The sequence below is a fragment of the Natrialbaceae archaeon AArc-T1-2 genome, from assembly GCF_030273315.1.
Classification (GTDB): Archaea; Halobacteriota; Halobacteria; order Halobacteriales; family Natrialbaceae; genus Tc-Br11-E2g1.
In genome coordinates this window covers 160,940-185,043 of record NZ_CP127174.1, presented here as the reverse complement: position 1 = coordinate 185,043, position 24,104 = coordinate 160,940, and the positions used below count along the sequence as shown (strand labels likewise).

Below are 24,104 nucleotides of genomic sequence, written 5' to 3'. Positions count from 1 at the left end.
GTGTTCACACTGTGTTCAGTCATTACCGAACATCTGGCGCATCATCGGATGCATCTCCATCATCTGCTCCTCGGCTATCTCCTCGTACAGTTTGTACGTAATGGAGACGGCAAGCAGTAGACCCGTTCCCGTGACGGCTCCGATAGTACCGAGCATGTTCGCCCAGACGGCGAGCAAGCCGACCAGGGCACCGCCGATGACGGTCACCTGCGGGATGTACCGCTCCATGACCTTCTCGACGACGCCGACGTTCTGTCGGAAGCCGGGGATCTGCATCCCGGAGTTTTGGATCTGTTTCGCGGTGGCTTCCGGACCCATGTTGGTCGTTTCGACCCAGAAGATCGCGAAGATCGCGCCGCCGATGACCATGAACGTCAGGTCGACGCTCACGCGGATCATTACCTGCCACCACTCCTGGGTGACGGCGGCAGTCCACCACATCCAGTCGTCCGGCGAGTAGATCGGTGCGGTGTAATAGAAGAACCCGCCGGTCGGCTGTCCGTCGGCGTACTGGCCGAGCCAGCCGGGCATGCCGGGCCACTGGGTCGCGAGGATCTGTCCCATGAACTGGATGTTCGCCTGCACTGCGCGAACGAGGATCATCGGCAGGACGCTCGCGTAGATGAGCTTCACTGGGAAGCGACCGCGAGCACCCTTCACGCGGGCGTGGCTCAGGGGAATCTCGACCCGAACCGACTCCGCGTAGACGACGATCCCAAAGATCAGGACCGTCGTCAACAGCGCGATGATCTCCCCCTGACCGAGGAAGATGGCGTACAGCCCGTCGCCGGTGACGAGCGAGCCGATCTCGGCCTGCCCGCTGAGGATGAGATACCAGCTGTAGAAGAAGCCTTCCTCACTCAGCGAGAGGAAGCCAGCGACGAGCATCTGGCTCACGCCGGCGATGATGAACAGGCCGACACCGCTGCCGACGCCCCACTTGCTTACGACCTCGTCCATGTAGAGGATGAGGATGCCGCCGACGAAGATCTGGGCGAACAACACCAGCTGGACGCCGGTTAACCCGAGCGTGAGACCGCCAAGCTGGAGCTGGGGCTGGGCTGGAAGGAACCCGCCGGCGAACACCATCGGCAGCGCGGTCAGCGCCGTCATCACGATAACCAGCAGCTTCTGCAAGCCCTGATAGAGGACCTGGTCCCGCGGGTCGTCGGTGTCGAGACCGAGGAGGTTCGCACCGCCGAGCAGCTGCATGACGATGCTGGCCGTGACGATCGGGCCGATACCGACCTGCATCAGCGAGCCGTGCTCACCCGCGAGGATCGCACGGAACTCGCCGAAGAGGTCCGTCGCTGCCTCGGCCTGCAGGCCAAGCAGCGTGATGTTCGTCAGGAAAAAGTACAACACGAGGATGCCGGCCGTCCACGCCAGCTTCCGCTTGAAGGGGACGTGCCCCTCCGGACGCTGGACGGCGGGCATCCGCGTCAAGACCGGTTCGGCGGCTTCCTTCCATCCCATAGTTACTCGGTGTCAGTTTCGTCTTCGTCGTCGGCTTCCTGCGCTTGGGCACGCTCTGAGAGGACGGCCTCGCCGCCGGCCTCCTCGAGTTTCTCGCGTGCCGTCTCGCTGAAGGCGTCCGCGACGACCTCGAGGCTGTTGCGGACCTGGCCGTTGCCAAGTACCTTCACGACGTCCGTCTCGTGGCCGTCCTCGACGACGTCGCGAGCGTCGATCCGGTAGCCGTCGTCGGTCTCTTCGGCGACGCCCTCTGCGGCGTAGAGGATCGCGTCCTCGTCGAGTTTCTTGACCTCCACCTCGAGGACCTCCTCGCGGATGTCCTGTGGACGCTTGAAGCCGTGTTTCTGCTTCGGTTCGTAGTTGTGGAACTCGTGTTTGCTCCGCCCGGCACGGCCGCGACCGCCACGGTGGCCTGCACCGCGGCGGTTCTTGTGGCTCCCGCCACTGTGTGTTCGCGAGCCGCGCTGGCGTCGTTTCTTGCTCGTCATTGTTATCGCATCGATTCTAGGAGGGCGTTGATTTCCTCCGTTGTATGTTTTCCGAGTTGCCCGCCCTCGACCGTGGGGTGTTTGACGCCGTCGTGGCCACCACGGGGCGGGTGCAGTCGTAGCGTCGGTGACAGCCCCTGCTCGCGAAGCGTCGTCTCCTCGTCGAGCAGTGCCTCCGTCAGCGCCTCGAAATCGTCGTAGTCGGTGTTCTCAGCGAGCCACTCCTCGTCGACATCGGACTGGTCGCCCTCGAGCGGCTCGGCGCGTTTCGACAGCAGCGTCTCGAGGACCGCTTCGCTTGGCTCCCCGTAGGCGACGTAGTCGTTGACCTTCGTGATCATGCCGCGGTAGGCGTCGGTGTCCGGGACGACGGTCGCGTGGTTGACTTTCGGGATGTTCAGCATCTCGAGGGTGTCGTCGACGGCATCTGACCGATCGACTTCACCGCGAAGCTGGACGATCGCCTTCATCGTTCGACCACCTCACGGCTGCGTGGCTGTCGCGACTGGGATGCGTTCTCTAAGGCGTTGAACGTCGCTTTCGCGAGGTTCACCGTCGTCCGGGTGTTGCCGTGGCTTTTGGTCCAGGCGTTTTCGATGCCAGCGAGTTCGAGCACTGCTCGAACGGTGTCGCTTGCGGCCAGTCCGAGCCCTTCGGGGGCGGGGACGACCTCGACCTCGACCGATCCGGCCTTGCCGGTCGTTCGGTGGGTCAGCGAGTGTGGTCGGTCAGAGCGGTCCTCCCAGGAGCCGGAGCCGCGTGGCACCTGGATCATGTTCAGCTTGGCGATACCGATCGCTTTCTGGATGGCAGCCCCGACCTGATCGTCGCGTCCCTCGGCGTAGCCGACGAAGCCGTCGCGGTTGCCGACGGAGACGACACAGCGGAACTTGACCCGGCGTCCGGAGTCGGTCATCCGCTGGACCATGTTGATGTCGAGCACCTCGTCGTCGAGCCCCGGCAGGAGCTGATCGACGATCTCGGGCTCTTTCAGTGGGAGCCCCGAGTTGAGGGCATCTTCCATCGTGTCGATCTCGCCCTCCTGTACTTTCGTTCCGAGACGGGTGACAGGCTGCCAGCCGTCGTCGTAGTCGTTTCCACTCATTCTAGGATCGCCTCTCGTACCTCATCGAAGTGTTCGGGTAGTTCGGTGGCGTCGAAATCACCGCTGTACAGCGGCTCCTCGAGCTGTTCGGCGTACTCGGCGATGTGCTCGCCACGCGTACGCGACCAGTCCGCGAGGACGCTGTCGTTGTGTGGGATCTCGAGGCCAGCGTCGATCGCCCCTTCCTGTACAGCGAACACCTTGTTGCCAGGCGTCGCCGTGTTGAGGCCGATATCGAGCACGGCCTCCTCGACGCCTGCCTCGAGCGCTCGTTTGCCGGCCAGCAGGCCGGTGAGGTACGCAGCCGGGAGGTTGCCCGTTGGGGCGTCCCAGCCGAACTCCTCTAAGTCGCTCGAGTGTGCGCTCGCGAGTGTCTCATCGCCCTGCGGGCCCGGAGTGATCAGCTGCGCCGTAGTGTGTCGGTTGCTCTTGCGAGCGACCAGCCGGGGCTTGCCCGATTTCAGCAGGCGCAACCTCTGGTGGTAGTCCGTCCGGACCTCGCGGCGACGCCGCATCGGCACCTTGTATCGTGGTCCTGTCGCCATTAGTCGTCACCGTAGTTGTCGTCGATGTAGTTCAGCAGGTACCGGACGCTACGGAACTCCCCACCGCCAGCCTTCTTGTAGAGCTCGCGGTACTGGGCGGGCGTCAGCTCGCCTTTGTCTCGGAGTTCACGCAGTTTCCGGCGCTGCGCGCGAATCTTGTTCTGCCAGTCGTCTTTCTCGTTCTGGCGTGCGCCTTTCTTGCCCTTGCGTTTGCCCGGGCCTTTCTGGTGTCCGTAGGCGCGTTTTGCGTTGCGCTCGCGGGCACGGCCACGCGAGTTGCCCCGGGCCTCTTCGGCCTGGATGAGGCCGTCGTCGACGAGGTCACGGACCTCCTCGCGCGTGATCGCTTCGGCGATCTCGCCCTGGGCGTCCGGATCGAGCCAGATCTTGTTCTCGCCGACGTCGAGGACGTCGGCCGCGAGTCGTTTCTGTGCACTCAGATCAGTCATTGGATGCCACCTCGACTTCCTCGTAGGTCGGGTTCAGGACGCGAATGCCCTCCTCTTCTGCAACCTCTTCGATACGCTCGCGCTTGCGAGCACCGACCGAGGAGCCGATCCGGACAGCCTCGCGGGAGCCGTCGACGCCTTCTAAGTCGTCTGCGTTCTCGACGTAGACCTCCTCGAAGCCGCTCGGGTGTTTCCCACGGACGGCTTTGGGCGTACGGAAGCCGGCCTCGACGGTCGGCCCCTTGCCCTTGACGCCACGGCGCTGTTTCGACAGCTGGCCGCGGGGACGACGCCAGGACTCCGGCGTCCGCTTTTTCATGTGGTAGTCCTGTCGGTTGAACTGCGGCTTGCCCTCGCGTTTCCGACGGGCCAGCAGTGTCTCTTCCTCGTCGGTGAGTTCGGGCGTCTTCTCGGTCAGCCCGCGGGGCTGCAGTTCGGTCTCGACGTCTTCGTCCGGCTCTTCGTCGGCTTCGACGGCCTCGTCTTCGATCTCGGCTTCGGTTTCCTCTTCGACCTCGAGGTCGCCGACGTCGGCTTTGATACGCGCAGCGAGCGCGTTGCCGATGCCGTCGGCCTCGGCCAGATCGTCTTGGGAGGCCTCCTTGACGTCCTCGATGGACTCGAAGCCGGCCTCACGAAGCGCGTCGGCTTTGCTCGCACCGACGCCGCTTATGTCCTCGAGTTCCTGTGGTTCGTCGGTATCTTCGTCTGTCATCTATCAGACACCTCCTTTCTCCGGCTTCTGGGTGATGTAGACGCCGTCCTGGAAGACGCGGGTGTCCTTGCCGCTGACTTTCGTCAGTTGCTCGATGTCGGCGGCAGTCTGTCCAACGTTTTCCTTGTCGGGACCGGAGAGAACGACTGTCTCTCCGTCGACGGAGACGTCCGTATCACCGTGGATAGTCGTTCGTCGCGGTGCTTTCTCACCGAGGAAGTTCTCGATAACGACCTCCTCGCCTTCCGCACGGACCTGCATCGGGAAGTGAGAGTAGAAGACTTCCATCTCGTACTCCCAGCCCTCGGTCACGCCGTGGAAGGCGTTCTCGATGTGGCTCTCGAAGGTTCCGACCGTCGACGCGGTCTTTGCGTCGCCGGATTCGCTCTCGATGACCACGTGGTCGTCTTCGACCTCGACCGAAACGTCGGGGTACCAGAGACGCCGCGTCACGGCTCCTTCCGGTCCCTCGACGGTCAGGTCGAGATGGTCTACCTCGGCGGTTACGTCGTCGGGGATTTCCAGTTCGACTCGCATAGCTTAGTAGACGTACGCGATCACCTGGCCCCCGATACCCTGTTCGCGAGCCTCGTAGTGGCTCATGATGCCGTGACTCGTCGTGACGACGAGCGCGCCGAAGTCCCGAGCGGGGAGAAAGCGCTTCTCCCACGTCTCGAACTCGTCGGCACTGGCACTGTAGCGGGGCTTGACGGGGCCACACTCGTTGATCGCTCCTTTCAGTTCGACCTCGAACCGACCGGCTTTGCCGTCGTCGACGTACTCGAAGCCGTCGATGTACCCGCGGTCGTAGAAGACCTCGAGCACCTGTCCGATCTCGTTCGAGGCGGGCTGTACCTCGTGGCTTAGGTGGCCGACACTCTCGGCGTTTGCGAGTCCCGAGAGCGCGTTGCTAAGTGGGTCGTTCCCTGTCATCTGTACTTCCTGAATCCCATGTCGCGGGCGATCTCGCGGAAACACTGTCGGCAGAGGTTGATGTCGTACTTTCCGACGAGTCCCTGCTTTCGACCGCAGCGCGGGCACGCTTCCTCCTGGCCCGTGCGCTTGCTGGCGTGTTCGCCCGTTCGTTCGTTCTCGGTTTCGCTTTCGCTCATGCTGTGACCTCCACGTCGAAGTTCGCCTCGAGGAAGCGAATCGCGTCCTCGGGCGACAGTCGGTGCCGCGAGGGAATCGGTCGGGTGGCCTTGTCGCGTTTCGCGACGCGGTAGCCGGGACGCACCAGGTTGACGGTGACGTCCAGCCCGTAGATTCCGACGTTCGGATCGTACTCCTGGCTCGGGAAGTCGGTGTGTTCCTCGACCCCGAAGCTGAAGTTGCCCGTGTCGTCGAACTGGCTCGCCGAGAGGTCCGCAAGCGGGAGCGCAGTCTCGAGGAACTCGTGGGCGTCCTCGCCACGGAGCGTGACCTTCGTGCCGATCGGATCGCCCTGGCGGATGCCGAAGTCGGGTTCGGTCTTTTTCGCCTGGGTGCGGACGCTCTGTTGGTCGGTGATTGCCTCGATAATCTCTTCGGCCGTCCCGAGTTCGCGACCGCCCTGACCGACGCCCATGTGGACGACGACCTTCTCGACGCGAGGTTCGCGCATCTCGTGGAACTCGGTTTCGGCGTCACTCATCGTCATCACCCGTCGTGGTCACGGTGTCGTCGGACGAATCGTCGTCCGTGAAGTTCTCGTCGATGACGACGACGTACTCCTCGACGGTCTCGAACTCCTCGTCCCCGTCGCTGACGTGGACGATGTTCGAGCCGCTGCCTTTCGTGACGTCGATCGAGTCGACCTCGCCGATCTTGCCGGCGTGGTTGCCACGGACGGCAGTGACGAGTGCACCGTCCTCGTAGGGGAAGTGTGCGACGATCGACTTGTCGTCGTTGTCGATGACGATGGAGTCGTTCGGGCTGTAGTCCTCCTCGTCGACGACGACGTTCGTCCCGTCGTGCAGCGACAGCTGCGTGTCGCCGCCGGGGACCTGGCGTTTGTCCTCGACCTTTCCGAGGCGGCTCTCTGCCGCGTCCTCGTCGATCGGCGTCAGCGAGAGCCGACCGCCCTCGTCGGGGAAGACACGGAAGTACTCTTCGCGGGCCGGGAACGCCAGGATATCGAACATCCCGATCGGTCGCTCCTCGTCGCTTACGGCATCGCCGTTGACGAGGACGCCGTCTTCCGACAGCGCGTAGCGGGCTTCCTTCCGGGAGTCGACGTATCCGAGGACGTCCCGCAGCAAGATTAGCAGCGGAACGCCGTCCTCACCGTGAGGGCCAGCGCCGGCCTTGACGGTGAAGGTGTCGGTCTTGCGTTCGACCGGCCAAGATTTCGGTACCGAGAGTCGCTTCTGGTGGTTCGTCATTCGTTATCACCTTCGAGGCGTGCCTCGCGACGCTCGTCGGAGAGGTCAAGCTCCATGATCCGGACGTTCGACGGCTCGAGCGGTCGTGGGACCTCCTCGCCGTCGGCCGTCTCGACCGTGACGTCTTCGACGTGGATGACGCCGTCTTTGAGGATTGCCTGGACGACCTCGCCTTCCTCGCCGGCGTGGTCGCCACGCATGACCTCGACGGTGTCGCCCGCGTTGACGCGGGCCCGACGTCGGCCGTACTCCTCACGGAGTTCCTCAGAGAGCGTCGCACGAAGCTGCGTCTGTCGCTTGTGCAGCGGGGCACGCTCAGTTTCGTTTCGCTGTTTGCGTGGTTGTTTGCTCATGCTAAACGATCATCGTAGCTGTACTCGCGATTGCTCCGAAGCGCTCTGCGACCTCGCGGGCGATCGGGCCCTTGATCTCGGTGCCGCGTGGCTCTTCGTTCTCGTCGATGATGACCGCCGCGTTGTCCTCGAACTTCAGGCGCGTGCCGTCGGGCCGGCGGATCGATTGCCGCTGACGGACGACGACGGCCTCTAAGACCTGACGGCGCATCTCGGGAGTTCCCTTCGTGACCGAGACGGTCACCTTGTCACCGATCCCCGCCTTCGGCTGGCGGTTCTTGGTACCGTGATAGCCCGAGACGCTGATGACCTTCAGCTCACGCGCGCCGGTGTTGTCGGCACACGTGACCAGCGAGCCCTTCTTCAGGCCCTGCGTGACGTCTGCTTTCATCGCCTCCATCACTGATCACCCTCGTTTTCGTCTTCCGCTTCGGGTTCGCCCGCAACGAGGTCCTCGTCCGAGATCTCCTGTTCAGGCTCGGCCTGACGGGTGAGCTCGGCAACGTCCTCGGCGGTCGCTTCTTCGGTTACTTCGACGACCACGTGCGATTTGGTCTTCGACAGTGGTCGGGTCTCTGCGATCTTGACCGTGTCACCGACCGAGAGCGGCTCGAGCACGCCCGGTACGTGCGCCGGGATGCGCGAGCGACGTTTCATCTTGCGGTCATACTTCGGAACCGCGACGTCGTACTCTCGTTCGACGACTACGGTCTTTTCCATGTCCGTCGAGACGACGGTGCCCTCGAGGATCTGACCTCGAACCGAGAGCTCGCCGTAGAACGGACACTTCTCGTAGTCGTACTCCCCCGGGTTTTCTGGTTCCGGAGGGGTTTCAACATCTAATCCTATTGCCATGGTGAATCACCACTCGTTTCCGTACGTCGGGCGGGTCGTGAGAGCAGTCGCGATCCATCGACCGTAACGTAGGCCACGTCCTCGCCGGCCAGTTCGGACGCGGTCCCCAACTCCTCGCGGTAGTCGGCGGCGTCATCTGTGATCGCGAACTCGAACGTCGAGCCCGATTTCGGCACCTGGACGACCCGAGAGCTGCCGTTCTCGCACACCGCTATCTGGAGGGTGTTCGTCGTCTCGACGACGACGCGTCCCTCGAGGCCAACCGTTCCGGGATCGTCACTGTCGACGACCCGTACCGGGAGGCCGTTGAGTTCGTGTCGCGGCAACGTCTCGGGTGTCAGTGCCATTTCGTTACTCCTCGTCGAGATCGCCTTCTTCACGGGCGTCGCCCGTTCGGATGTTCGATCTCATTCGAGATCGCCCTCCTCGCGCTGAATCGTCTTGATCCGCGCGATGGTCCGTTTCAGCTCGCCGATCTCGCCCGGGTTCTCCGGGGCACCACCGGCGGCCAGCACTGCCTTGGCGTTGAGCAGTTCCGTTTCGAGTTCCTCGAGTTCGGCCTGCCGTTCGGCAGGGGTCATGTCACGGATCTCCTCGACGTGCAGGATCGCCATCAGGCATCACCTCCCTCGTCGTCGTCCGTGCTCTCGTCCTCGTCCATCTCGGCCATCAGCTCTTCGGCTTCGGCCTCGACGTCTTCTTCGAGCTCCTCGAGTTCGTCCTCGACGTCGTCGTCGCCGGGGACCTCGACTTCCTCGAACTCCTCGTCGGCGTCTTCTGTGACGTCCTCTTCGATGACTTCCTCGACGACCTCCTCGTCGACGACGTCTTCCTCGGCGGGCTCGGCCTCCTCAGCCGGCTCCTCGAGTTCCTCGGCAGCCGCCTCGGCTTCCTCGGGTTCGCCCTCGAGCAGTTCCTCGACGCCCTCGTTTGCCTCGACGGCCTCGGGGACGAGCTCTTCGGGGTCGACGTCTTCCTCGATGCGGAAGTCGTCTGGCAGCTCGGCACCCGGCGGGATGATCTTCACCGTCACGCCGATCGTCCCGAGTTTCATGACGGCGACGCCTTGGCCCTCGTCGACGATCGACTCGGCGGGTTCGCCGTTGTGTTTGATGTAGCCGGCGTTGAACTTCTCGACCCGTGAGCGGGCACCCGTGACCTTCCCGGAGAGGACGATCTCCGCGCCCAGCGCACCGGCGTCCATGATCCGCTCGAGGGTGGTGTGGCCGGCCTTCCGGAAGTACCAGCCACGCTCTAGGGCGTTCGCCAGTCGGTCGGCGACGATCCGTGCGTTGAGGTCGGGTTCGTCGACCTCCTGGACGTCGATCTGGGGGTCCTCGAGGTCGAACTTCTCCTCGAGTGCCGTCGTGACCTTCCGAATGTTCTCGCCGCCTTTGCCGATGACCATCCCCGGCTTCTCCGCTTTGAGGACGATCTGGGTCCCCATCGGGGTCTTGGCGACGTCCATACCGCCGTAGCCTGCACGGCCGAGCTCTTCCTGGAAGAACTCGTCTATCTGCGAGCGTTGCAGGCCATCCTCGATGAACTGGTGTTCGTCAGCCATTACGTATCATCCTCCTGTGGTTCCTCGACGACGATCTCGACGTCGACTTCCGGCGTGTTCCACGCCGTTGCTCGACCCATCGCCCGGGGCTTGCGACCGACCCGTTCGCCGACCTTGTGGGCGGCGACGTGGGCGATCTCCATCGACGAGCCGTCGAAGCCCTGGTGGTCCGCGTTCGCCTCGACGTTCTCGAGGAGATCGAGAAACTCGTTCGAGGCCTTCTCGGGGTAGCCGCCGGCGTCCCAGCCATCGATGTCCGAACGGTGCCCGGCACCGGTGTTGTGAGACTTCAGCGGAACCGACTCCTCTTCGGCGAGGACGGCCTCGAGGTACTCCCGGGCCTCGGTGACGGTCTTTCCCTTTATTTCGCGGGCGATTTCCTTGCTGTGCTTGTGACTCATGGGACGCTCCCGGAGCATCGCTTTCGCGGTGGAATCCGGGTCCGCGTCGACCGAGTAGTTGATTCCCATGCGTGGATCACTTCAGTGGGACGAACTTCGACGAGCGGGTCGCGCCGATGCCGGCCTGACCGTGTTCGACGGACGTCCGGGTCAGCTGGAACTCGCCGAGGTAGTGACCGATCATCTCCGGCTCTACCCGGACGCGCTCGAAGGACTGACCGGTGTGGACCTCGAACGTCAGTCCGACGAACTCCGGCACCACCGGCATGTCACGCAGGTGCGTGCGGATCGGCGCGTTGGCCGTCTCCTGTTCGTCTTTCTCGCGGGCCTCCTCGAGCAGCTTCCGGTGTTCGACGGAGAGTCCGCGTTCGATAGTTCGCCGCTGGCGAGCGGGAAGCAGTTCCGCGACCTCCTCGAGCTCTAGGTCCTGCAACTCCTCGAGCGTGTGGCCACGGTAGGTAAACTCATCACCCTCGCGGCCGGTTCGGTACTCCTGGCTCATTTGTTACCACCCCGGCCGGTACGCCGGGAGGAGATGTCGCCCACCTTCCGTCCCGGCGGGGCGTCCCGCGAAACGGATTTGGGGCGACCAGGGTGTTGTCGGCCGCCGCCACCGAATGGGTGGTCGACGGCGTTCATCGCGACCCCACGAACGCGCGGCCACGTCGTGCCGCGCGCTTTCATCTTGTGATGCTTGTTGCCGGCTTTGACGAACGGCTTCTCCGTTCGTCCACCGCCTGCGACGACGCCGATCGTCGCCCGACACTGCGGGTCGAGGCGTTTGACCTCGCCGCTTGGCAGCTGGACGACCGCGGCATCGCGATCGTGGGTGATCAGGTCCGCGTTGACGCCGGAGGCGCGAGCGAATTTGCCGCCGTCGCCCGGGTTCGCCTCGACGTTACAGACCGGCACACCTTCGGGGATCTCCGCGAGCGGTAGCGTGTTGCCCGGTTCGATCTCCGCGCTGATGCCGACTTGAATCTCGTCGCCGACCGCGACCCCTTCGGGTGCGAGGACGAGCCGCTGCTCGCCGTCTTCGAACTCGATCGCGGCGACCGGCGCCGACCGCGCGGGGTCGTGTTCGATGTCGACGACCTCGCCGCGGACGACATCGTCGTCCTCTGCCTTTTTGTGATCGAGCTTGGCCTTGTAGCGGTGGCTCGGGGCCCGGAAGGTGGGCGTCCCGCGGCCACGTCGTTGTCCGTGGATTCGCCGTCCCATCGTCAGAACACCCCGATTCGCGAGGCGACTTCCTGTGCGTCGTTCTCGGCGGACAGCGTGACGGTTGCTTTCTTCTTCCCTTCCATCGTTACCTGTGTGTTGATCTTGACGACCTCGACGTCGAAACGCTGCTCGACTTCGTCGGCGATCTCGGGTTTGGTGGCATCGACGTTGACGACGAACTGGAGCTTGTTCTCGAAGTCCATGTCGTCCATCGCCTTCTCGGTCACGAGCGGATGCTCGATGATCGAACTCATCGGTCAGCCACCTCCTCGAGTGCGCTTTCGGTCCAGATCGTCAGCCGTCCGGGCTGTGCGCCGGGTGCGAGGTCTTCCGCGTTGACCTCGGCACTCGTCGTGACGTCTGCGCCGGCGAGGTTCCGGGCCGCTCGCGACGGGCCGGCCTCGCTCGAGGTCACGAACAGGATCGACGTGGGCGTCTGGTACTTGCGTCCGCGGGTCTTGCCGCGACCCGAGCGGACGTTTCGGCCCTCGTCTGCCCGTTCGATGTCCGCGTGGACGCCGACGTCCTCGAGAAACGCGACGACCTCTTTGGTCTTCTCGAGCTCTTCGAACTCGTCTGCGACGACGAGTGGGAGCTCCGTGTCCTCGTCGAACTCGTGGCCGCGCTCTGCGACGAGGGACGCGTCGGTCGTCGCAGCGATGGCGCTGCGGACGGCCAGTTTCTTCTCTTTGTCGTTGAGCGATTCCGTCCAGTCCTTCTCGGCTTTCGGGGGGTGGGCCTTGCGTCCACCGACCGTCTGTGGGACGCGTCGACCGCGTCCGTTCTGTCGGGGGACGTGTGCCTGGCCGCGACCGCTCCCGAACGACTCCGCCGGCGTCCGAAGGCCGGCGAACTCGTCGGCACCGTAGTCCTGTTTTCGGTTGGCCTGGGCGACGCGTACGGCACGGGCGATGAGATCCGGGCGGTACTGTGTCTCGAAGACCGCCGGGAGCTCGAGCTCCCCTGCCTCGCTGCCGTCCAGGTCACGTACTGTTGCCTGCATGGGTTATCCCTGGTTGGATGCGGTGGAGACGTACCGGACCTCGGGGTCGAGGCGCGGCTGGTCTCCGGGTCGGATCGCCGGGCGGAAGCGCACGAGGCGCTTCTCGGGCCCGGGGAGCGATCCCTTGATCAACGCGTGCGGGCCGTCGACCTCGCCGTAGTTGACGAAGCCGCCGTCGACCGTTGCGTCCGCGCCGTCGCCGACGTCGACGAGGCGCTTGTTCAGTTCCGTCCGCTGGTGGTAGCCGGTCTGACCCTGCTGGGGGACCGTCGAGCGGACGCGGGATGGGTTCCAGGGGCCGAGGTTGCCGATGCGGCGACGCCAGCCCTGCCGGGCGTGTTTGCCCTTGCGTTTCTGGACGCCCCATCGCTTGACGGGACCCTGGGTCCCTTTGCCCTTGGTGACGCCACTCGCGTCGAGGTACTCCCCGGCGCGGAAGACGTCAGTCATGGTGTGCTCGCCGCCGTCGGTGAGCAACTCGAGCCCGAAGTCGACGCGTTCCTCGGTGGAACCGCCGCCGATCCGGGTCTCCATGACGTCGGGTTTCTTCTTTGGCACCGACGGAACGTCGCCGGGGACGGTGTGGGTGATCGCGCGCACGTCGGCGACGCGACCCTCCTCGAGGTAGCCCCGAAGCTCGTCTTCGGCGGCCTCGACGTCGTAGTCCTCACCAGGGAGGTCGAGCACGCGATCGAGTTCGGGAACGAACTCGTCGGTCCAGACCTCGGTGAGCGGCTTCATTCCGTACGGTGTGTCTTCGTACGCACGCAGGGAAACGGCGCGCATTGGCGGCGTCTCCACGATGGTGACGGGGACGGTCTGTTCCATCCCTTCAGTCGGCGAGTTAGCCGCGTCGTCGATCATCACCACGTGGGTCATGCCGGCCTTGTAGCCCGCGAAACCCTGGAGCGTCGGCTGTCCGTCGTCGTCCGGCCACGAGTTGAAGCGGGGAGTCTCGCTTGTCGCCCGCTTTCGTGGGCCGAACCCGAGTGAGCCTTTGCGTGGTGCGTGTTGTTGTGGCATTCTATCACGCTCTCAGTGAGAGGGGAGCGAGGGTGGCGAACATCGCTTCTTCCGTTCGCACGACCTCACTTCCCTGGTTCGGAACCGTGTTCACCCAGAGGTCGAACCCCGGATCCGCGGTGGGTTCGACGTCTGTCTCGTCGTCCGTATTCGACACGGTCGACGCCTCGATTCCGAGGATGTCAGGCAGCCCTCGCTCGGGCGCACCGAAGGCGACGGTCATCCCGTCGTTGGCGATGCGTCCGGCCAGCGTCTCGAGCCGTCCCACGGTGAGTTCCTCACCGAACCGGGAGGCTGCGATGCAGACGCCGGCGTCCTCACGGCCGAGTGCTGCTGAAAGGTCCGTCTGCTCGACTCGATACCCCGGTGGGGGCACGTCTTCGAGCTTCGCCCGGACCGGTCGTCGCGAAGAGATCCTGACGGTCACGCGCTCTCCCTCCTCGAGCGCCGTTTTCGGCGGCACGGTGAGAGAGATCGGGTGTTGCAGTCCGCAATTGACCCGGACGCGCCGATCAGGTCCGACCTCGGTCACGATCCCTTGTCTTAACGACCCCGAACCGTTCGATTCGGAGCCGGTCTGTGACGTGGCACGGAGCGGCGGCAAGACGCCCGCGTACTCCAGTTCGTCGCGTTTGCCCCACACCTCCTTTCGGAGGTACGGCGGCGTCGCGGCGTACCGAAGTACGATGCTTACGAACCCGCCGTCGTATCGCCGTTCGCCGTCCCGATCGGGGAAGACGATCAGGCGATCTGCCCGGAAGATCGTCGCCGCGCGGGCGACGTATCCGAGTTTGCGAGTTGCCTCGCGTTTGTCCTCGGCTTCACGGGCGAGCGACGACGGCACGAGCACGCTGACGGTCATGCCGTGACGCTTCGGTGCCTCGTCACTAGACTGTAGCGATGTTTTGCTGACCGGATCTTAAAAGGATAGCGGATTCCGATCCCGGCTGTGAGCCGTTCACAGCCCCAAATTCGTGACACTCGTAGGCACGGTCACTCGGAGTCGACCGGTAGCGGAGGCGGCCGATCGCGATACCTACCCGGCGGAAACTCCAGTGGCCTTGCACGCCACCGACCGACACGGCTACTGTGGCCATCACCCTCGCCGCACCCTGCGTCGACCGCGCCGAGGCGCCGCTTTCGGCCGACGTTCGCGAGCGCCGCGAGCACCACCCCCTCGACTGGCTCGGCGTCGTCGATAGGGCGGCTTTCTCGTCGTGCTGGCGCTCACCCGCCGGGGACACGGGCGTGTCGCTGCCTCCCCGACGCCCAGTCGGGCCTCGAGAACCGTCGATCGCGACGCCCGTCCCGAGTGCGACGTGGGCGTGACGGCAGAATAACGGAGTCACGTGAGTCGTGTCCGGCCCCGGAGATGTGTTACGGTTTCGTCCGCCACGGCGCGCTCGATTCGCAACCCTTATACACCCTTCCCGGTGTAGTTGAAAGTGCAACAGGGCGCTGGTAGTGTAGTGGTATCACGTGACCTTGCCATGGTCACAACCTGGGTTCAAATCCCAGCCAGCGCACTTCTCCGAGCGGTCAAATGTGTTCTTCCTCGAGCACCCACCCGAGCGCACGTTTGTAGTACGTGAACATCCGCTCGACACCGTCGTGGGTCATCTCTTCGCTCTCGAGCTGTTCTTTGAGAAACTCGTACTGCTCGCGGATCTCCTGTTCGTCTCGCATAGTCGAGGTTACCCGTCCGAAGTTCAAAAAACCGCCCGGCGAAGGTGGTGTAAACCACTTGGTCGACGAGGCGTCGTTCGTCTCGAAGGTGTGGCTACTCGGTTCAGTCGGTCGAAAACGGATGGACACGGGCTCTACCCGCTATCGGAAGTGGCTGACGTGCCTAATCGCGACGACCACGTCAACCGAGGAGTATCGCCACGGTGTCGTCGTTAGCGACTTCGGTGCTGCTGGTAGCAGCTGTTACATGTCGTCTTCGTCGTCTTCGTCGTCCTCGTCGTCTTCGTCGTCCTCATCGTCTTCGTCGTCCTCATCGTCTTCGTCGTCGACCATCTCGTCATCTTCGTCGTCCTCATCGTCCTCGTCGTCGACCATCTCGTCATCCTCGTCGTCTTCGTCGTCTATCTCGTCGTCTTCGTCGTCTATTTCGTCGTCCTCGTCGTCGGGCTCTGGTTCGGGCTCCTCGTCGTCGGGCTCTGGTTCGGGCTCCTCGTCGTCGGGTTCGTCGTCGTCGTCGACACACCCGGCGATGAAGAGGGCACTCGTTGTTCCGGCCGCGGCTATGAGCTTACGTCGACTGAGTCGTCGGCGTGACATATCTCGAGGTATCACGCTTCGATACGTTGCAGTGCGGCCTGCAGCTGCCGCATATTAATACCCTGTCAAATAAACTATGTCAGATGGAGACTGTACAGATACGTATACGTTCGTGTCACCTGCCACGATTTCACTCCGTGTTACCGTTTCGACCGTCCTGGCGGAAGATCGTGTGCTGCTCGGTGCTCGAGGATCTCGTCGTACTTGAACGCCCGAAGCCGCAGATCTGACCGGGGCTTTGCCCTGCAGGTGAGCACGAAGCCTTCCGCCTCGTCGACGTCGTAGTATCGTTTGGCATCTCCCTGGTCGACGTCGCCTTCGAGCAGCCGAGCTGCACACCGGGTGCACCACCCCTGCTGGCAGTCGGCCTCGAGCCAGACGCCTTCCGCCCGTGCTGCAGGGAGAAGATATTCGTCCGGACCCACCTCGAACGTGACAGTCTCACCCGCAGCGTCGACGTCGGCGTCGTCCGGCACTTCCAGCTCGACCGTGTACGTCTCCATGCCACGTCTGGGTGTCTTCGATGGAAGTGCGTGTCGGTTGGGCCACTGTCGGAGTAGAAGCGCTCGAAACGACGTTCGACGAGCTGGCAGCGAACGGCAGCCAGACGCACGTTCCTCGCGACGTCGGCCGATGTCGGCGGTGTATCCCTCACTACAAAGTCACGTTCAGAAGATAATTGTATTGTTCCACGCGTTGGTTCGTTCGTGAAACGACAGATCGTCCTGGGATTTGGTCTGGCAGCCCTCCTTCTCGTCGCCCTGGTGAGCTTCGTCGGCCGCCAGGACGTTCTGTCGGAGCTCGCGGCGGCGAACTACCGCATTCTCGCACTCGGGCTCGTGTCGGGACTGCTCGCGTTGATATTCCGGGGTCTCGTCTGGATTCGATCGATCTCGACGGTCGCCGAAGGAGTGTCCCGCCGTCGGATCGGCAGTCTCTTTCTTACGGCGATGTTCCTCAAGTACGTCACGCCGTACGGACAGCTCGCGACGGAGCCGTTCGTCGCGTACCTCGTTTCGTACGACGAAGAGATGGCTTACGAGGACGGATTCGCGGGGATCGTCTCGGCCGATCTCCTCAACTACATCCCGTACTACACGTTCGGATTCGTAGCGATCGCCGCGATCGCTGCTGGCGGCGCGATAAACGACATGGTCGCCCAGCTGTTCGCGTTCGGTGGTCTGTTCGTCGTCGTCGTCGCGCTTGCAGTTCTCGTCTTGCAACGTCCCGGTATCGTCTACTGGATCGTCCTCACCGCGACCGGGATCGCTCGCAGTCTCCTCGGACGGGTAACCGATCGGTTCGACGATGTCCTCTCGCGTGCGGCCGTGACCGACCGCCTGGACGGGTTTTACGACGCCGTCGGCACTATCACTCGCGACCGGAAGACGCTCGCGGTGTCGGTCCTCTACGCTCACCTCGGGATGGCGTTTCTCATGCTTCCCGTCTACATCGCCGCGGTCGGACTCGGGTACGAGATCGGCCTCCCGATCGTCGCTCTCGTCGTGGCACTCGGCAAGCTCGGGTTCGTCGTCCCGTCTCCGGGCGGTGTCGGCGGTGTCGAGGCGATGGTTACGGGAGGATTGGTCGCGTTCGGCGGTTTGTCGGGCGCGGCGGCGTTGACGATCGCGCTCATCTTTCGACTCTGTACGTACTGGCTCACGATCGCCGTCGGCGGACTCGCTTCGATCGGCGTCCTCGCTCACACCTGATCCGAGGTGGCTGATACGGATCGTTGTAACGTGGTACCGGTGATCGCTGCCCCGTTCGATCGATCACCGGTACCGAATCACAACAGACCGTATGAGTCGCTGGACCTTCCTTGACCTTTTGTGCGTGCTCGAGTACGTACCACCATGAAGATCCGCGGCGAACGGGAGTGTACGTCGTGTGGGACCCGCTGGTCGTACTACGAGACCGGTAGCGTTGGCTGTCCGGCCTGTGGCAGCCTCCAAAGCGTCGGGCTCGACGAGCGAACCGAACACACCGACCTCGAGGTCGAGTTCGACCTCACGTCCATCCGTACTGACGTCGACGAGACCGAGACCGCCGAGCTGGCCGAACGGGCTCGCGACAGTGCTCGCGAGTACGTCCGTCGGCGAGGATTCGTTCGGGGTGGGAAGCTTCGACCGCTCGAGGACGACTATCTCGCGGCGATCGAACTTCTCCACGTCGCAGACGTCGTCGCCAGAGCACGTACCCTCGACGAGCGCGAGGAGCTATACTTTCTCGCCTTACTTCGGGACGCCGACCGCGGCGAGCGTCCGCCGATCGAGGACGTTCCGGAGACGCTTCGAGCCGCCCGTGGGCTCGCGTACGCAAACGCCGCCCGCGAGTTCCGTCGCGACGTCCGCACCTGGGCCGACGACCGCGACCTCGAGTCGACCGCGCAGGCGACGCTCGAGTTGCTCGGCGACCACGTAAAGCGGATCCGGATGCTCGACGGCGACGTCTCCTCGCGAACGGCCGAGACGCTCGTCGAGGCGACCGGAGAACTCACAGCCGGGCTCGAACGCGACGACGAGGATGCACTCGAGCGTGCACGGGAGCGCCTGGACGACCTCGAGTACGAGAACGCGTCAGGGTAGCTCGACGGCGACGTCCTCCTGGAGGCTGGCGGCCTTGACGGTGTTGTAGAGCAACATCGCCCGCGTCATCGGACCGACGCCGCCGGGGACGGGGGTGATCGCGCTCGCGGTCTCCTTCGCGCTCTCGAACTCGACGTCGCCGACGAGTTCGTACCCCTTCTCCGTCTCCGCGTCGACGCGGTTGACGCCGACGTCGATCACGACCGCGTCCTCGCCGATCATCGAGCCGTCGATGAACTCGGGGACGCCCGCGGCGGCGACGACGACGTCCGCGGTGCGGGTCTTCGTCGCGAGGTCCTCGGTCCGGGAGTGACAGACCGTCACCGTGGCGTTGCCGTCGTCGGCCTTCTGGAGGAGGAGGTTGGCAAGCGGCTTGCCGACGATGTTCGACCGGCCGACGATCGTCACGTCCGCGCCCTCGGTTGCGACGTCTGCGGCCTCGAGCAGCTTCTGGACGCCGTGTGGGGTACAGGGCCGGAAGCGGGCCTCGCCGGCGACGAGCCGGCCGACGTTCTCGGGGTGGAAGCCGTCGACGTCTTTCAGCGGGTCGACCCGGCGGATGACCTCGCGGTAGTCGACGTGGTCCGGGACGGGGGCCTGGACGATGTAGCCGTGGATGGCGGGATCGTCGTTGAGCTCCTCGATGGCGTCGTACAGCACCTCGGGATCGGCGTCGCCGTCGACGTCGACGTGGTGGCTCTCGATGCCGACCTCCTCGCAATCGCGCTGTTTCATGTTCACGTACGTCTGGCTCGCGGGGTCGTCACCCATGAGCACCGTGGCGAGTCCCGGGCGTGCGCCCGCGTCGGCGAGCGTCTCGATCGCGTCCGTGAGCTCGTCACGGATGTCGCCGGCGACTGCGTTCCCGTCGATGATCTCGGTCATGGTCGAACGGGCGGCTGCGACTCCCTTAAGCGCCGCGGATTCGTGTATAGATTCGTCTCGGGAGCAGGCTCAGTATGCACGAACGTGGTCACTCGAGTGCGCCGGACCCGGTTCAGGCCCGACACGAAAGCGACCGGGCGACGCGACGTTGCGCCGTCGTCACGTCCTCGAGCAGGCGTGTCCCGTCGGCGAGTACCGGATAGTCGACCGACAGCGGCTGATACAGGTAGGCGTACATCGCGATCGAGTCGGCAAAGCGAAGACCGCTTCCGCCGCTCGAGCGGAGTCGCTCCTGGCGGTCGGCAAGCAGCGTCTCGAGACGACGCTCGAGGTCGCACAACTGGTGCCAGGTCGCCTCGAGGTCGTCGTAGGAGCGATCGGGCAAGGGACGTTCGTCGAGCCGTTCCAGCGTCGAATCGACGTCCTCGAGCGAACGACGGGCGTCCTCGAGTGCGCTGGCTTCGCGCGATAACACGCCGAGAAAGTCCTCGCGACGGTCCCGTGCATCGATCGCCCGATCGACGATCGCATCCTTCAGCTGTGGCGTTACCCGATCGCCGTTCGTGACGACCGTTGCGACCTCAGGGTCGAACTCCTCGGTTACGTTCTTGGTGAGCGATTCGCCGTACTCCTGATCGTAGTGGGAGACGGACATGACCGTCTCCCGGTAGGCGCGTCGGATCTCGCGCAGTCCCTGGTCGTCGCCGCGTTGGGCGAACGACGTGGCGACAGTACCGGCTGTCGCTTGTGCCGGCCCGTTCGGCGTCGGCGTAGCGTCGATCTCGGCGACTCGACCGACGAACCGTCCGAAGGCCCGGGCTTCCTCTTCGGTCCGTTCGCGTTCTTCCTCACAGACCGAACGCGCGCGAGGAAGGTAAAGCAACGTCGCGAGCACGAACCCGATCGCGCCGATCCACAGAAGTACCAACAGATAGTCGACCGCGCTCGTAAACGAGCACTCGATTCCGGTGCATGCGAGGTCGGAATCGAACCGCGGCGAGCGTCGTGAGTAGTACGTCGTCATCGGAATGGTGTGACAATTCTTACCATCGATTGGCTGGTCAATAACCGTTACGCCTGCCGACGTGCGTTCTCCCCGTATTTCGGAAGTCGATCGTAGCGACGGTCCGTCTCGAGTCGGGCGGTCGTAACGAGAGGTTCCGGTGGCGTCGACGCCTCGACCGGCCGCCGTGAGTGGACGCGAAACGGCGTGACGTCCGGTTCGGTCAGTACAGCGGGAACTCCTGGCACAGCTCCGACACCGTCTCGCCGACGTCCGATTTCACGTCCTCGTCGTCGGGCGCGTCGATGACGCGTGCGATACAGTCTCCGACCGTCCGGATCGCGTCCTCATCGAAGCCACGGGTCGTCAGTGCGGGCGTGCCGGCGCGGATGCCACTCGGGTCGAACGGACTGCGCGTCTCGCCGGGGACCGTGTTGGCGTTGAGAACGATACCGGCCTCCTCGAGCGCGACTTCCGCGTCGCCACCGCTCGTGTCGGGGTGGGACTCCCGAAGGTCGACCAGCACGAGGTGGTTGTCGGTGCCGTCGGAGACGAGCGAGAGGCCGTGGTCGGAAAGCGTCTCACCCAGGGCTTTCGCGTTCTCGACGGTCTGTTCGGCGTACTCGGTAAAGTCGGGCTCGAGGGCCTCCTTGAAGCCGACCGCTTTGCCGGCGATGTTGTGCATGAGCGGGCCGCCCTGTCCGCCGGGGAACACCGCCGCGTCGACGTCGTCGGCGTACTCCTCGCTCGTCATGACGATGCCACCGCGGCCGGCACGAATCGTCTTGTGCGTGCTGCCAGTGACGAAGTCGGCGACGCCGACGGGCGAGGGGTGGACGTCCGCAGCGACGAGGCCGGTGATGTGGGCGATGTCCGCGAGGTGTAAGGCATCGACGTCGTCGGCGGCTGCCTGGATGCGCTCCCACTCGATCTCACGTGGATACGCGGAGTAGCCCGAGACGATGATGTCGGGATCGAACTCGGCGGCGTGGTCGGCGAGGCCGTCGTAGTCGAGATAGCCCGTCTCTGGGTCGACCTCGTACTGTTCGACCTCGTAGAGCTGACCCGTGAAGTTCGCCGGATGACCGTGGCTGAGATGGCCGCCGTGGTTCAGATCGAGCGAGAGGATCTTATCGCCGGGCTCGAGCATAGCGAAGTAGACCGCCTGGTTCGCCTGCGTCCCCGAGTGAGGCTGGACGTTGACGTGTTCGGCACCGAACAGCTCTGTCGCGCGGTCGATCGCGAGCTGTTCGACGTCGTCGGCGTATTCGCAGCCGCCGTAGTAGCGTTCGCCGGGATACCCCTCGGCGTACTTGTTCGTCAGGGCGCTGCCCTGTGCATCGAGAACGGCACGGCTGACGTGGTTCTCGCTTGCGATCATCTGGAGCGTCTCGCGCTGTCGGTCTACCTCGCCCTCTAGTGCATCGGCGACTGCCGGGTCGACCTCCCGGACGTGCTCGTGTTCCATGTTCGACGTGGGGTCAGGGCGAAGTATAAGTGTACCTTTCCACGACAAACCAGGACGATCGAGGCCACAGAGCGTCGACACGCGATTCAGTCGTCCGACTAGAGACGCCACGACGAACTCGGCGAGCCGATAGTCCGTCTCGTCAGTACGGAACGCTGTGCGGTATGTTTTAGACAATTACCAGTAGAATTAACATACAGTGGTATCTCCCGGTAATCACATGATCGAGTGGGAGCTACGGGGTGATCAGCTTCGTGTCGTCGACGCCGACAACGCGGAGCTACACGTTCGGGGTGACGAGCTCGTCGTCGACGACACCGACTCGGACGTCGGACGGCCGGTCGACGACGCCGTCACGGTGACCACAAGCGAGCTTCGGTTTCCACACACTGTCGTCTACGCCAGCTCGTTCGCGCGCGACCGGCAGTACGAGCTAGATCCGGGCGGGGAGCCGCTGTCGCTGCCGTCCGACGAGTACGTCGTCGACGTCGACACCGGGATCAAGACGTACCTCCGGTTCACCGGCGCGGCGACCGTCCGGAAGACCGACGGCTTCGACAGCGTCGTCGTCTCGTTTCCCGAGCGGCGACGAACGACGATCGGTTTTCGTAGCCGCCAGCGGTCACCTACCGGGGCAATCGTCGTCCCGCCCGATCCCGCAGCTCTAGCGACGGCGATCACACACAGCGGGGCGGCACACAAGACCGACGGTCCGGATCGGAGCTATCCGACACTTCGAGGGCATCCACCGCTGTTTGAACCCGGCGACGCTCTCGACGTTCCCGATCGGATCCGGACAGAGACTGCCGAGACGGGAATCGAGCTGATCGTCCCACCCGCGTATGAACCGCTGTTCGTCATCGCACCGCTTGCGTACTATCTCGGGGCGTCGGTCCGAACCGACCCAGGAACCACTCCGACGCTTCGGGCCCCTGCTGTAGGACTCGAGTGCCGGCTGTCGTCGATGCCGTCGCTCGAGGGAGACATCGAGCGGTTGCTCCGGGTCGTCTTCGGACTCGACTGCCTCGTTCGCAACGCGGGGCCGTACGGTACGCGCCTTGCGGAAGTGGCGTTGCTCGAGAGTCACGACCTCGACGCCGATGCTCTCTACACGGCGTCGCCGGCGGAGCGTCTCGACGCCTACCTCGAGACGCCGCTCGAATCGATCGCGTCTCACCTTCCGGAGTGGCATCTCTCGACGTACGTCGCGCCCGAACCTGCGACCGTCGAGGCGTTGCCGTTTCTGCTCGACCGACTGAGCCTCGTGTTCACGCCGCGGACGTCCAGGCTCGACGGGCGAGACCTGGTCGATCGATCTATCGAGGCTCATTACCGGGGACGACAGACCGGTACCGGACGCGTTCCGTCCGTCGACGTCGTCGATCCCGACCTCAAGACGGGACGGGTACACGGCTGGCTCGCAGACGGCGTTCCGATCGACGTCTTCAAGGCGTCGGTGACGTCGTATCACAACCGCTTTGCGTACCTTGAGCGGACGACCGACGCGACGTCGATCTGTGCGGTGTTGAACGAGCCGGAGATGGCCCCGGAACACAGAGACGTCGTCTCGACCTGCCGAAAACGGGCCTGCGAACGATCGATCGAACTGACCGTCGAGGAGTCGCTCGATACGGCCGCGCTCGCGCGCGTATTCGAATCCGAGTACGACTTCGTTCACTACGTCGGTCACTGCGAGGCCGACGGACTGCGCTGTCCGGACGGCTACCTGTCGACGAGCAGTCTCGCGGAGTGTACCGCCCAGACGTTCTTCCTCAACGCCTGCGGGTCGTTTTACGAGGGCCTACGCCTCGTCGAGAAGGGAAGCGTCGCCGGTGCGGTGACGGTCGCACCGGTGCTCGACGATCACGCTCTGACGGTCGGCTCGACGTTCGCCAAGCTCCTGGTTCACGGCTTTAGCATCGAACGCGCACTCGGGCTGGCGCGCAGACGCATCCTGATGGGAAAGGACTACACCGTCGTCGGCGACGGCACCCACTCGCTCATACAGGGCGACACCCGTCTCCCCACGACCGGTCGCGTAACCCGGCTCGCGGACGACCGGTTCGAGCTCACGCTCGAGTGTTATTCGACTCGCACCACAGGCGAGTACTACTTCCCGCATATCGAACCGAACCGTGACGCATATCTCTGTGGGACTCCCTCCCGATTCACCCTCGATCGCGACCAGCTCGTGGCGTTTCTCGAGGAGACGAAGCTTCCGGTCGTCTACGACGGCGAGCTATACTGGTCGACGGTGCTGTGTCATCGCCTCTAGTGGCACGCTGGTTTCACTTCTCGGCCGGTACTTCGGGA

Annotated in this window: 34 protein-coding genes and 1 tRNA gene; 4 read left to right on the top strand and 31 right to left on the bottom strand. The window is 64.2% G+C overall.

Annotated features, from left to right (window positions below; translation table 11 throughout):
• Window positions 1-15: 15 nt before the first annotated feature.
• The 25 genes from secY to QQ977_RS00840 are packed head-to-tail and all read right to left on the bottom strand — an operon-like array spanning window position 16 to window position 14,426.
• Window positions 16-1,476 carry a preprotein translocase subunit SecY gene (secY, locus tag QQ977_RS00960; RefSeq protein ID WP_285926996.1) on the bottom strand — a complete coding sequence of 487 codons (1,461 nt, stop codon included), beginning with the start codon at window positions 1,474-1,476 and terminating at the stop codon, window positions 16-18.
• A gap of 2 nt (window positions 1,477-1,478) precedes the next feature.
• On the bottom strand, window positions 1,479-1,964 hold the full coding sequence (locus tag QQ977_RS00955; protein WP_285926995.1) for an uL15m family ribosomal protein: 486 nt from the start codon (window positions 1,962-1,964) through the stop codon (window positions 1,479-1,481).
• Between the two features lie 2 nt (window positions 1,965-1,966).
• Window positions 1,967-2,434: a 50S ribosomal protein L30 gene (locus QQ977_RS00950; RefSeq protein ID WP_285926993.1), complete on the bottom strand. Its 468-nt coding sequence runs from the start codon at window positions 2,432-2,434 to the stop codon at window positions 1,967-1,969.
• Window positions 2,431-3,069 carry a 30S ribosomal protein S5 gene (locus QQ977_RS00945; protein WP_285926992.1) on the bottom strand — a complete coding sequence of 213 codons (639 nt, stop codon included), beginning with the start codon at window positions 3,067-3,069 and terminating at the stop codon, window positions 2,431-2,433. Before QQ977_RS00945 ends, QQ977_RS00950 begins: the two co-directional genes overlap by 4 nt.
• Window positions 3,066-3,614, bottom strand: a complete 549-nt coding sequence (locus QQ977_RS00940) for a 50S ribosomal protein L18 (protein WP_285926991.1) — start codon at window positions 3,612-3,614, stop codon at window positions 3,066-3,068. Before QQ977_RS00940 ends, QQ977_RS00945 begins: the two co-directional genes overlap by 4 nt.
• The gene (locus QQ977_RS00935) at window positions 3,614-4,063 is read right to left on the bottom strand and encodes a 50S ribosomal protein L19e (RefSeq protein WP_285926989.1); all 450 of its coding nucleotides are present in this window, start codon (window positions 4,061-4,063) and stop codon (window positions 3,614-3,616) included. Before QQ977_RS00935 ends, QQ977_RS00940 begins: the two co-directional genes overlap by 1 nt.
• Window positions 4,056-4,778: a 50S ribosomal protein L32e gene (locus QQ977_RS00930; protein ID WP_285926988.1), complete on the bottom strand. Its 723-nt coding sequence runs from the start codon at window positions 4,776-4,778 to the stop codon at window positions 4,056-4,058. The genes QQ977_RS00935 and QQ977_RS00930 overlap by 8 nt, the downstream gene beginning before the upstream one ends.
• Before the next feature lie 3 nt (window positions 4,779-4,781).
• Entirely contained in the window at window positions 4,782-5,315 is a 534-nt protein-coding gene (locus tag QQ977_RS00925) for a 50S ribosomal protein L6 (RefSeq protein WP_285926987.1), read from the bottom strand.
• Between the two features lie 3 nt (window positions 5,316-5,318).
• Window positions 5,319-5,711: a 30S ribosomal protein S8 gene (locus QQ977_RS00920; RefSeq protein WP_285926986.1), complete on the bottom strand. Its 393-nt coding sequence runs from the start codon at window positions 5,709-5,711 to the stop codon at window positions 5,319-5,321.
• Entirely contained in the window at window positions 5,708-5,890 is a 183-nt protein-coding gene (locus QQ977_RS00915; protein ID WP_285926985.1) for a 30S ribosomal protein S14, read from the bottom strand. Before QQ977_RS00915 ends, QQ977_RS00920 begins: the two co-directional genes overlap by 4 nt.
• On the bottom strand, window positions 5,887-6,411 hold the full coding sequence (locus QQ977_RS00910; RefSeq protein ID WP_285926984.1) for a 50S ribosomal protein L5: 525 nt from the start codon (window positions 6,409-6,411) through the stop codon (window positions 5,887-5,889). Before QQ977_RS00910 ends, QQ977_RS00915 begins: the two co-directional genes overlap by 4 nt.
• Window positions 6,404-7,141: a 30S ribosomal protein S4e gene (locus QQ977_RS00905; protein WP_285926982.1), complete on the bottom strand. Its 738-nt coding sequence runs from the start codon at window positions 7,139-7,141 to the stop codon at window positions 6,404-6,406. The genes QQ977_RS00910 and QQ977_RS00905 overlap by 8 nt, the downstream gene beginning before the upstream one ends.
• Entirely contained in the window at window positions 7,138-7,494 is a 357-nt protein-coding gene (gene rplX / locus QQ977_RS00900; protein ID WP_285926981.1) for a 50S ribosomal protein L24, read from the bottom strand. Before rplX ends, QQ977_RS00905 begins: the two co-directional genes overlap by 4 nt.
• A 1-nt stretch (window position 7,495) precedes the next feature.
• A complete protein-coding gene (locus QQ977_RS00895) occupies window positions 7,496-7,894 on the bottom strand; it encodes a 50S ribosomal protein L14 (RefSeq protein ID WP_285926980.1) in 399 nt (132 codons plus the stop codon).
• A complete protein-coding gene (locus QQ977_RS00890) occupies window positions 7,894-8,349 on the bottom strand; it encodes a 30S ribosomal protein S17 (protein WP_285926979.1) in 456 nt (151 codons plus the stop codon). Before QQ977_RS00890 ends, QQ977_RS00895 begins: the two co-directional genes overlap by 1 nt.
• Window positions 8,340-8,696 carry a ribonuclease P protein component 1 gene (locus tag QQ977_RS00885; protein ID WP_285926978.1) on the bottom strand — a complete coding sequence of 119 codons (357 nt, stop codon included), beginning with the start codon at window positions 8,694-8,696 and terminating at the stop codon, window positions 8,340-8,342. Before QQ977_RS00885 ends, QQ977_RS00890 begins: the two co-directional genes overlap by 10 nt.
• 60 nt (window positions 8,697-8,756) lie before the next feature.
• On the bottom strand, window positions 8,757-8,963 hold the full coding sequence (rpmC, locus tag QQ977_RS00880) for a 50S ribosomal protein L29 (RefSeq protein ID WP_285926977.1): 207 nt from the start codon (window positions 8,961-8,963) through the stop codon (window positions 8,757-8,759).
• The gene (locus QQ977_RS00875) at window positions 8,963-9,913 is read right to left on the bottom strand and encodes a 30S ribosomal protein S3 (RefSeq protein WP_285926976.1); all 951 of its coding nucleotides are present in this window, start codon (window positions 9,911-9,913) and stop codon (window positions 8,963-8,965) included. Before QQ977_RS00875 ends, rpmC begins: the two co-directional genes overlap by 1 nt.
• Window positions 9,913-10,383, bottom strand: coding sequence for a 50S ribosomal protein L22 (locus tag QQ977_RS00870; protein WP_285926975.1), 471 nt, complete (start codon window positions 10,381-10,383; stop codon window positions 9,913-9,915). The genes QQ977_RS00875 and QQ977_RS00870 overlap by 1 nt, the downstream gene beginning before the upstream one ends.
• A 7-nt stretch (window positions 10,384-10,390) precedes the next feature.
• Window positions 10,391-10,816: a 30S ribosomal protein S19 gene (locus QQ977_RS00865; RefSeq protein ID WP_285926973.1), complete on the bottom strand. Its 426-nt coding sequence runs from the start codon at window positions 10,814-10,816 to the stop codon at window positions 10,391-10,393.
• On the bottom strand, window positions 10,813-11,535 hold the full coding sequence (locus QQ977_RS00860; RefSeq protein WP_285926971.1) for a 50S ribosomal protein L2: 723 nt from the start codon (window positions 11,533-11,535) through the stop codon (window positions 10,813-10,815). Before QQ977_RS00860 ends, QQ977_RS00865 begins: the two co-directional genes overlap by 4 nt.
• Before the next feature lie 2 nt (window positions 11,536-11,537).
• Entirely contained in the window at window positions 11,538-11,792 is a 255-nt protein-coding gene (locus QQ977_RS00855; protein WP_285926970.1) for a 50S ribosomal protein L23, read from the bottom strand.
• On the bottom strand, window positions 11,789-12,541 hold the full coding sequence (gene rpl4p, locus QQ977_RS00850; RefSeq protein ID WP_285926969.1) for a 50S ribosomal protein L4: 753 nt from the start codon (window positions 12,539-12,541) through the stop codon (window positions 11,789-11,791). The genes QQ977_RS00855 and rpl4p overlap by 4 nt, the downstream gene beginning before the upstream one ends.
• Before the next feature lie 3 nt (window positions 12,542-12,544).
• The gene (locus QQ977_RS00845; RefSeq protein WP_285926968.1) at window positions 12,545-13,564 is read right to left on the bottom strand and encodes a 50S ribosomal protein L3; all 1,020 of its coding nucleotides are present in this window, start codon (window positions 13,562-13,564) and stop codon (window positions 12,545-12,547) included.
• A 4-nt stretch (window positions 13,565-13,568) separates the two neighbouring features.
• On the bottom strand, window positions 13,569-14,426 hold the full coding sequence (locus tag QQ977_RS00840; RefSeq protein WP_285926967.1) for an RNA methyltransferase: 858 nt from the start codon (window positions 14,424-14,426) through the stop codon (window positions 13,569-13,571).
• A 593-nt stretch (window positions 14,427-15,019) separates the two neighbouring features.
• Here QQ977_RS00840 and QQ977_RS00835 point away from each other — a divergent pair.
• Window positions 15,020-15,090, top strand: a tRNA-Gly gene (locus QQ977_RS00835).
• A gap of 13 nt (window positions 15,091-15,103) precedes the next feature.
• Here the strand turns inward: QQ977_RS00835 and QQ977_RS00830 are convergent.
• From QQ977_RS00830 to QQ977_RS00820, 3 genes are all read right to left on the bottom strand, one after another.
• Complete coding sequence (locus tag QQ977_RS00830; protein WP_285926966.1) at window positions 15,104-15,250, bottom strand: hypothetical protein; 147 nt, start codon at window positions 15,248-15,250, stop codon at window positions 15,104-15,106.
• Window positions 15,251-15,493: 243 nt separating this feature from the next.
• Window positions 15,494-15,847, bottom strand: a complete 354-nt coding sequence (locus QQ977_RS00825) for a hypothetical protein (RefSeq protein WP_285926965.1) — start codon at window positions 15,845-15,847, stop codon at window positions 15,494-15,496.
• 140 nt (window positions 15,848-15,987) lie between these two features.
• On the bottom strand, window positions 15,988-16,350 hold the full coding sequence (locus QQ977_RS00820) for a 2Fe-2S iron-sulfur cluster-binding protein (RefSeq protein ID WP_285926964.1): 363 nt from the start codon (window positions 16,348-16,350) through the stop codon (window positions 15,988-15,990).
• A 204-nt stretch (window positions 16,351-16,554) separates the two neighbouring features.
• Between QQ977_RS00820 and QQ977_RS00815 the strand changes: the two genes are divergently transcribed.
• Together QQ977_RS00815 and QQ977_RS00810 are read left to right on the top strand one after the other, a co-directional pair.
• Window positions 16,555-17,559 carry a lysylphosphatidylglycerol synthase transmembrane domain-containing protein gene (locus QQ977_RS00815; RefSeq protein WP_285926963.1) on the top strand — a complete coding sequence of 335 codons (1,005 nt, stop codon included), beginning with the start codon at window positions 16,555-16,557 and terminating at the stop codon, window positions 17,557-17,559.
• Window positions 17,560-17,703: 144 nt separating this feature from the next.
• Entirely contained in the window at window positions 17,704-18,435 is a 732-nt protein-coding gene (locus QQ977_RS00810; protein WP_285926962.1) for a DUF7117 family protein, read from the top strand.
• On the opposite strand, the gene QQ977_RS00805 is transcribed toward QQ977_RS00810, so the two are convergent.
• From QQ977_RS00805 to glyA, 3 genes are all read right to left on the bottom strand, one after another.
• Window positions 18,427-19,320, bottom strand: a complete 894-nt coding sequence (locus QQ977_RS00805; protein ID WP_285926960.1) for a bifunctional methylenetetrahydrofolate dehydrogenase/methenyltetrahydrofolate cyclohydrolase — start codon at window positions 19,318-19,320, stop codon at window positions 18,427-18,429. The two genes, QQ977_RS00810 and QQ977_RS00805, sit on opposite strands and share 9 nt — an antisense overlap.
• A gap of 112 nt (window positions 19,321-19,432) precedes the next feature.
• A complete protein-coding gene (locus tag QQ977_RS00800; protein WP_285926959.1) occupies window positions 19,433-20,344 on the bottom strand; it encodes a DUF7260 family protein in 912 nt (303 codons plus the stop codon).
• 202 nt (window positions 20,345-20,546) lie between these two features.
• Window positions 20,547-21,791, bottom strand: a complete 1,245-nt coding sequence (gene glyA, locus QQ977_RS00795) for a serine hydroxymethyltransferase (protein WP_285926957.1) — start codon at window positions 21,789-21,791, stop codon at window positions 20,547-20,549.
• Window positions 21,792-22,011: 220 nt separating this feature from the next.
• Between glyA and QQ977_RS00790 the strand changes: the two genes are divergently transcribed.
• Window positions 22,012-24,066 carry a hypothetical protein gene (locus QQ977_RS00790; RefSeq protein WP_285926955.1) on the top strand — a complete coding sequence of 685 codons (2,055 nt, stop codon included), beginning with the start codon at window positions 22,012-22,014 and terminating at the stop codon, window positions 24,064-24,066.
• Window positions 24,067-24,104: the final 38 nt, after the last annotated feature.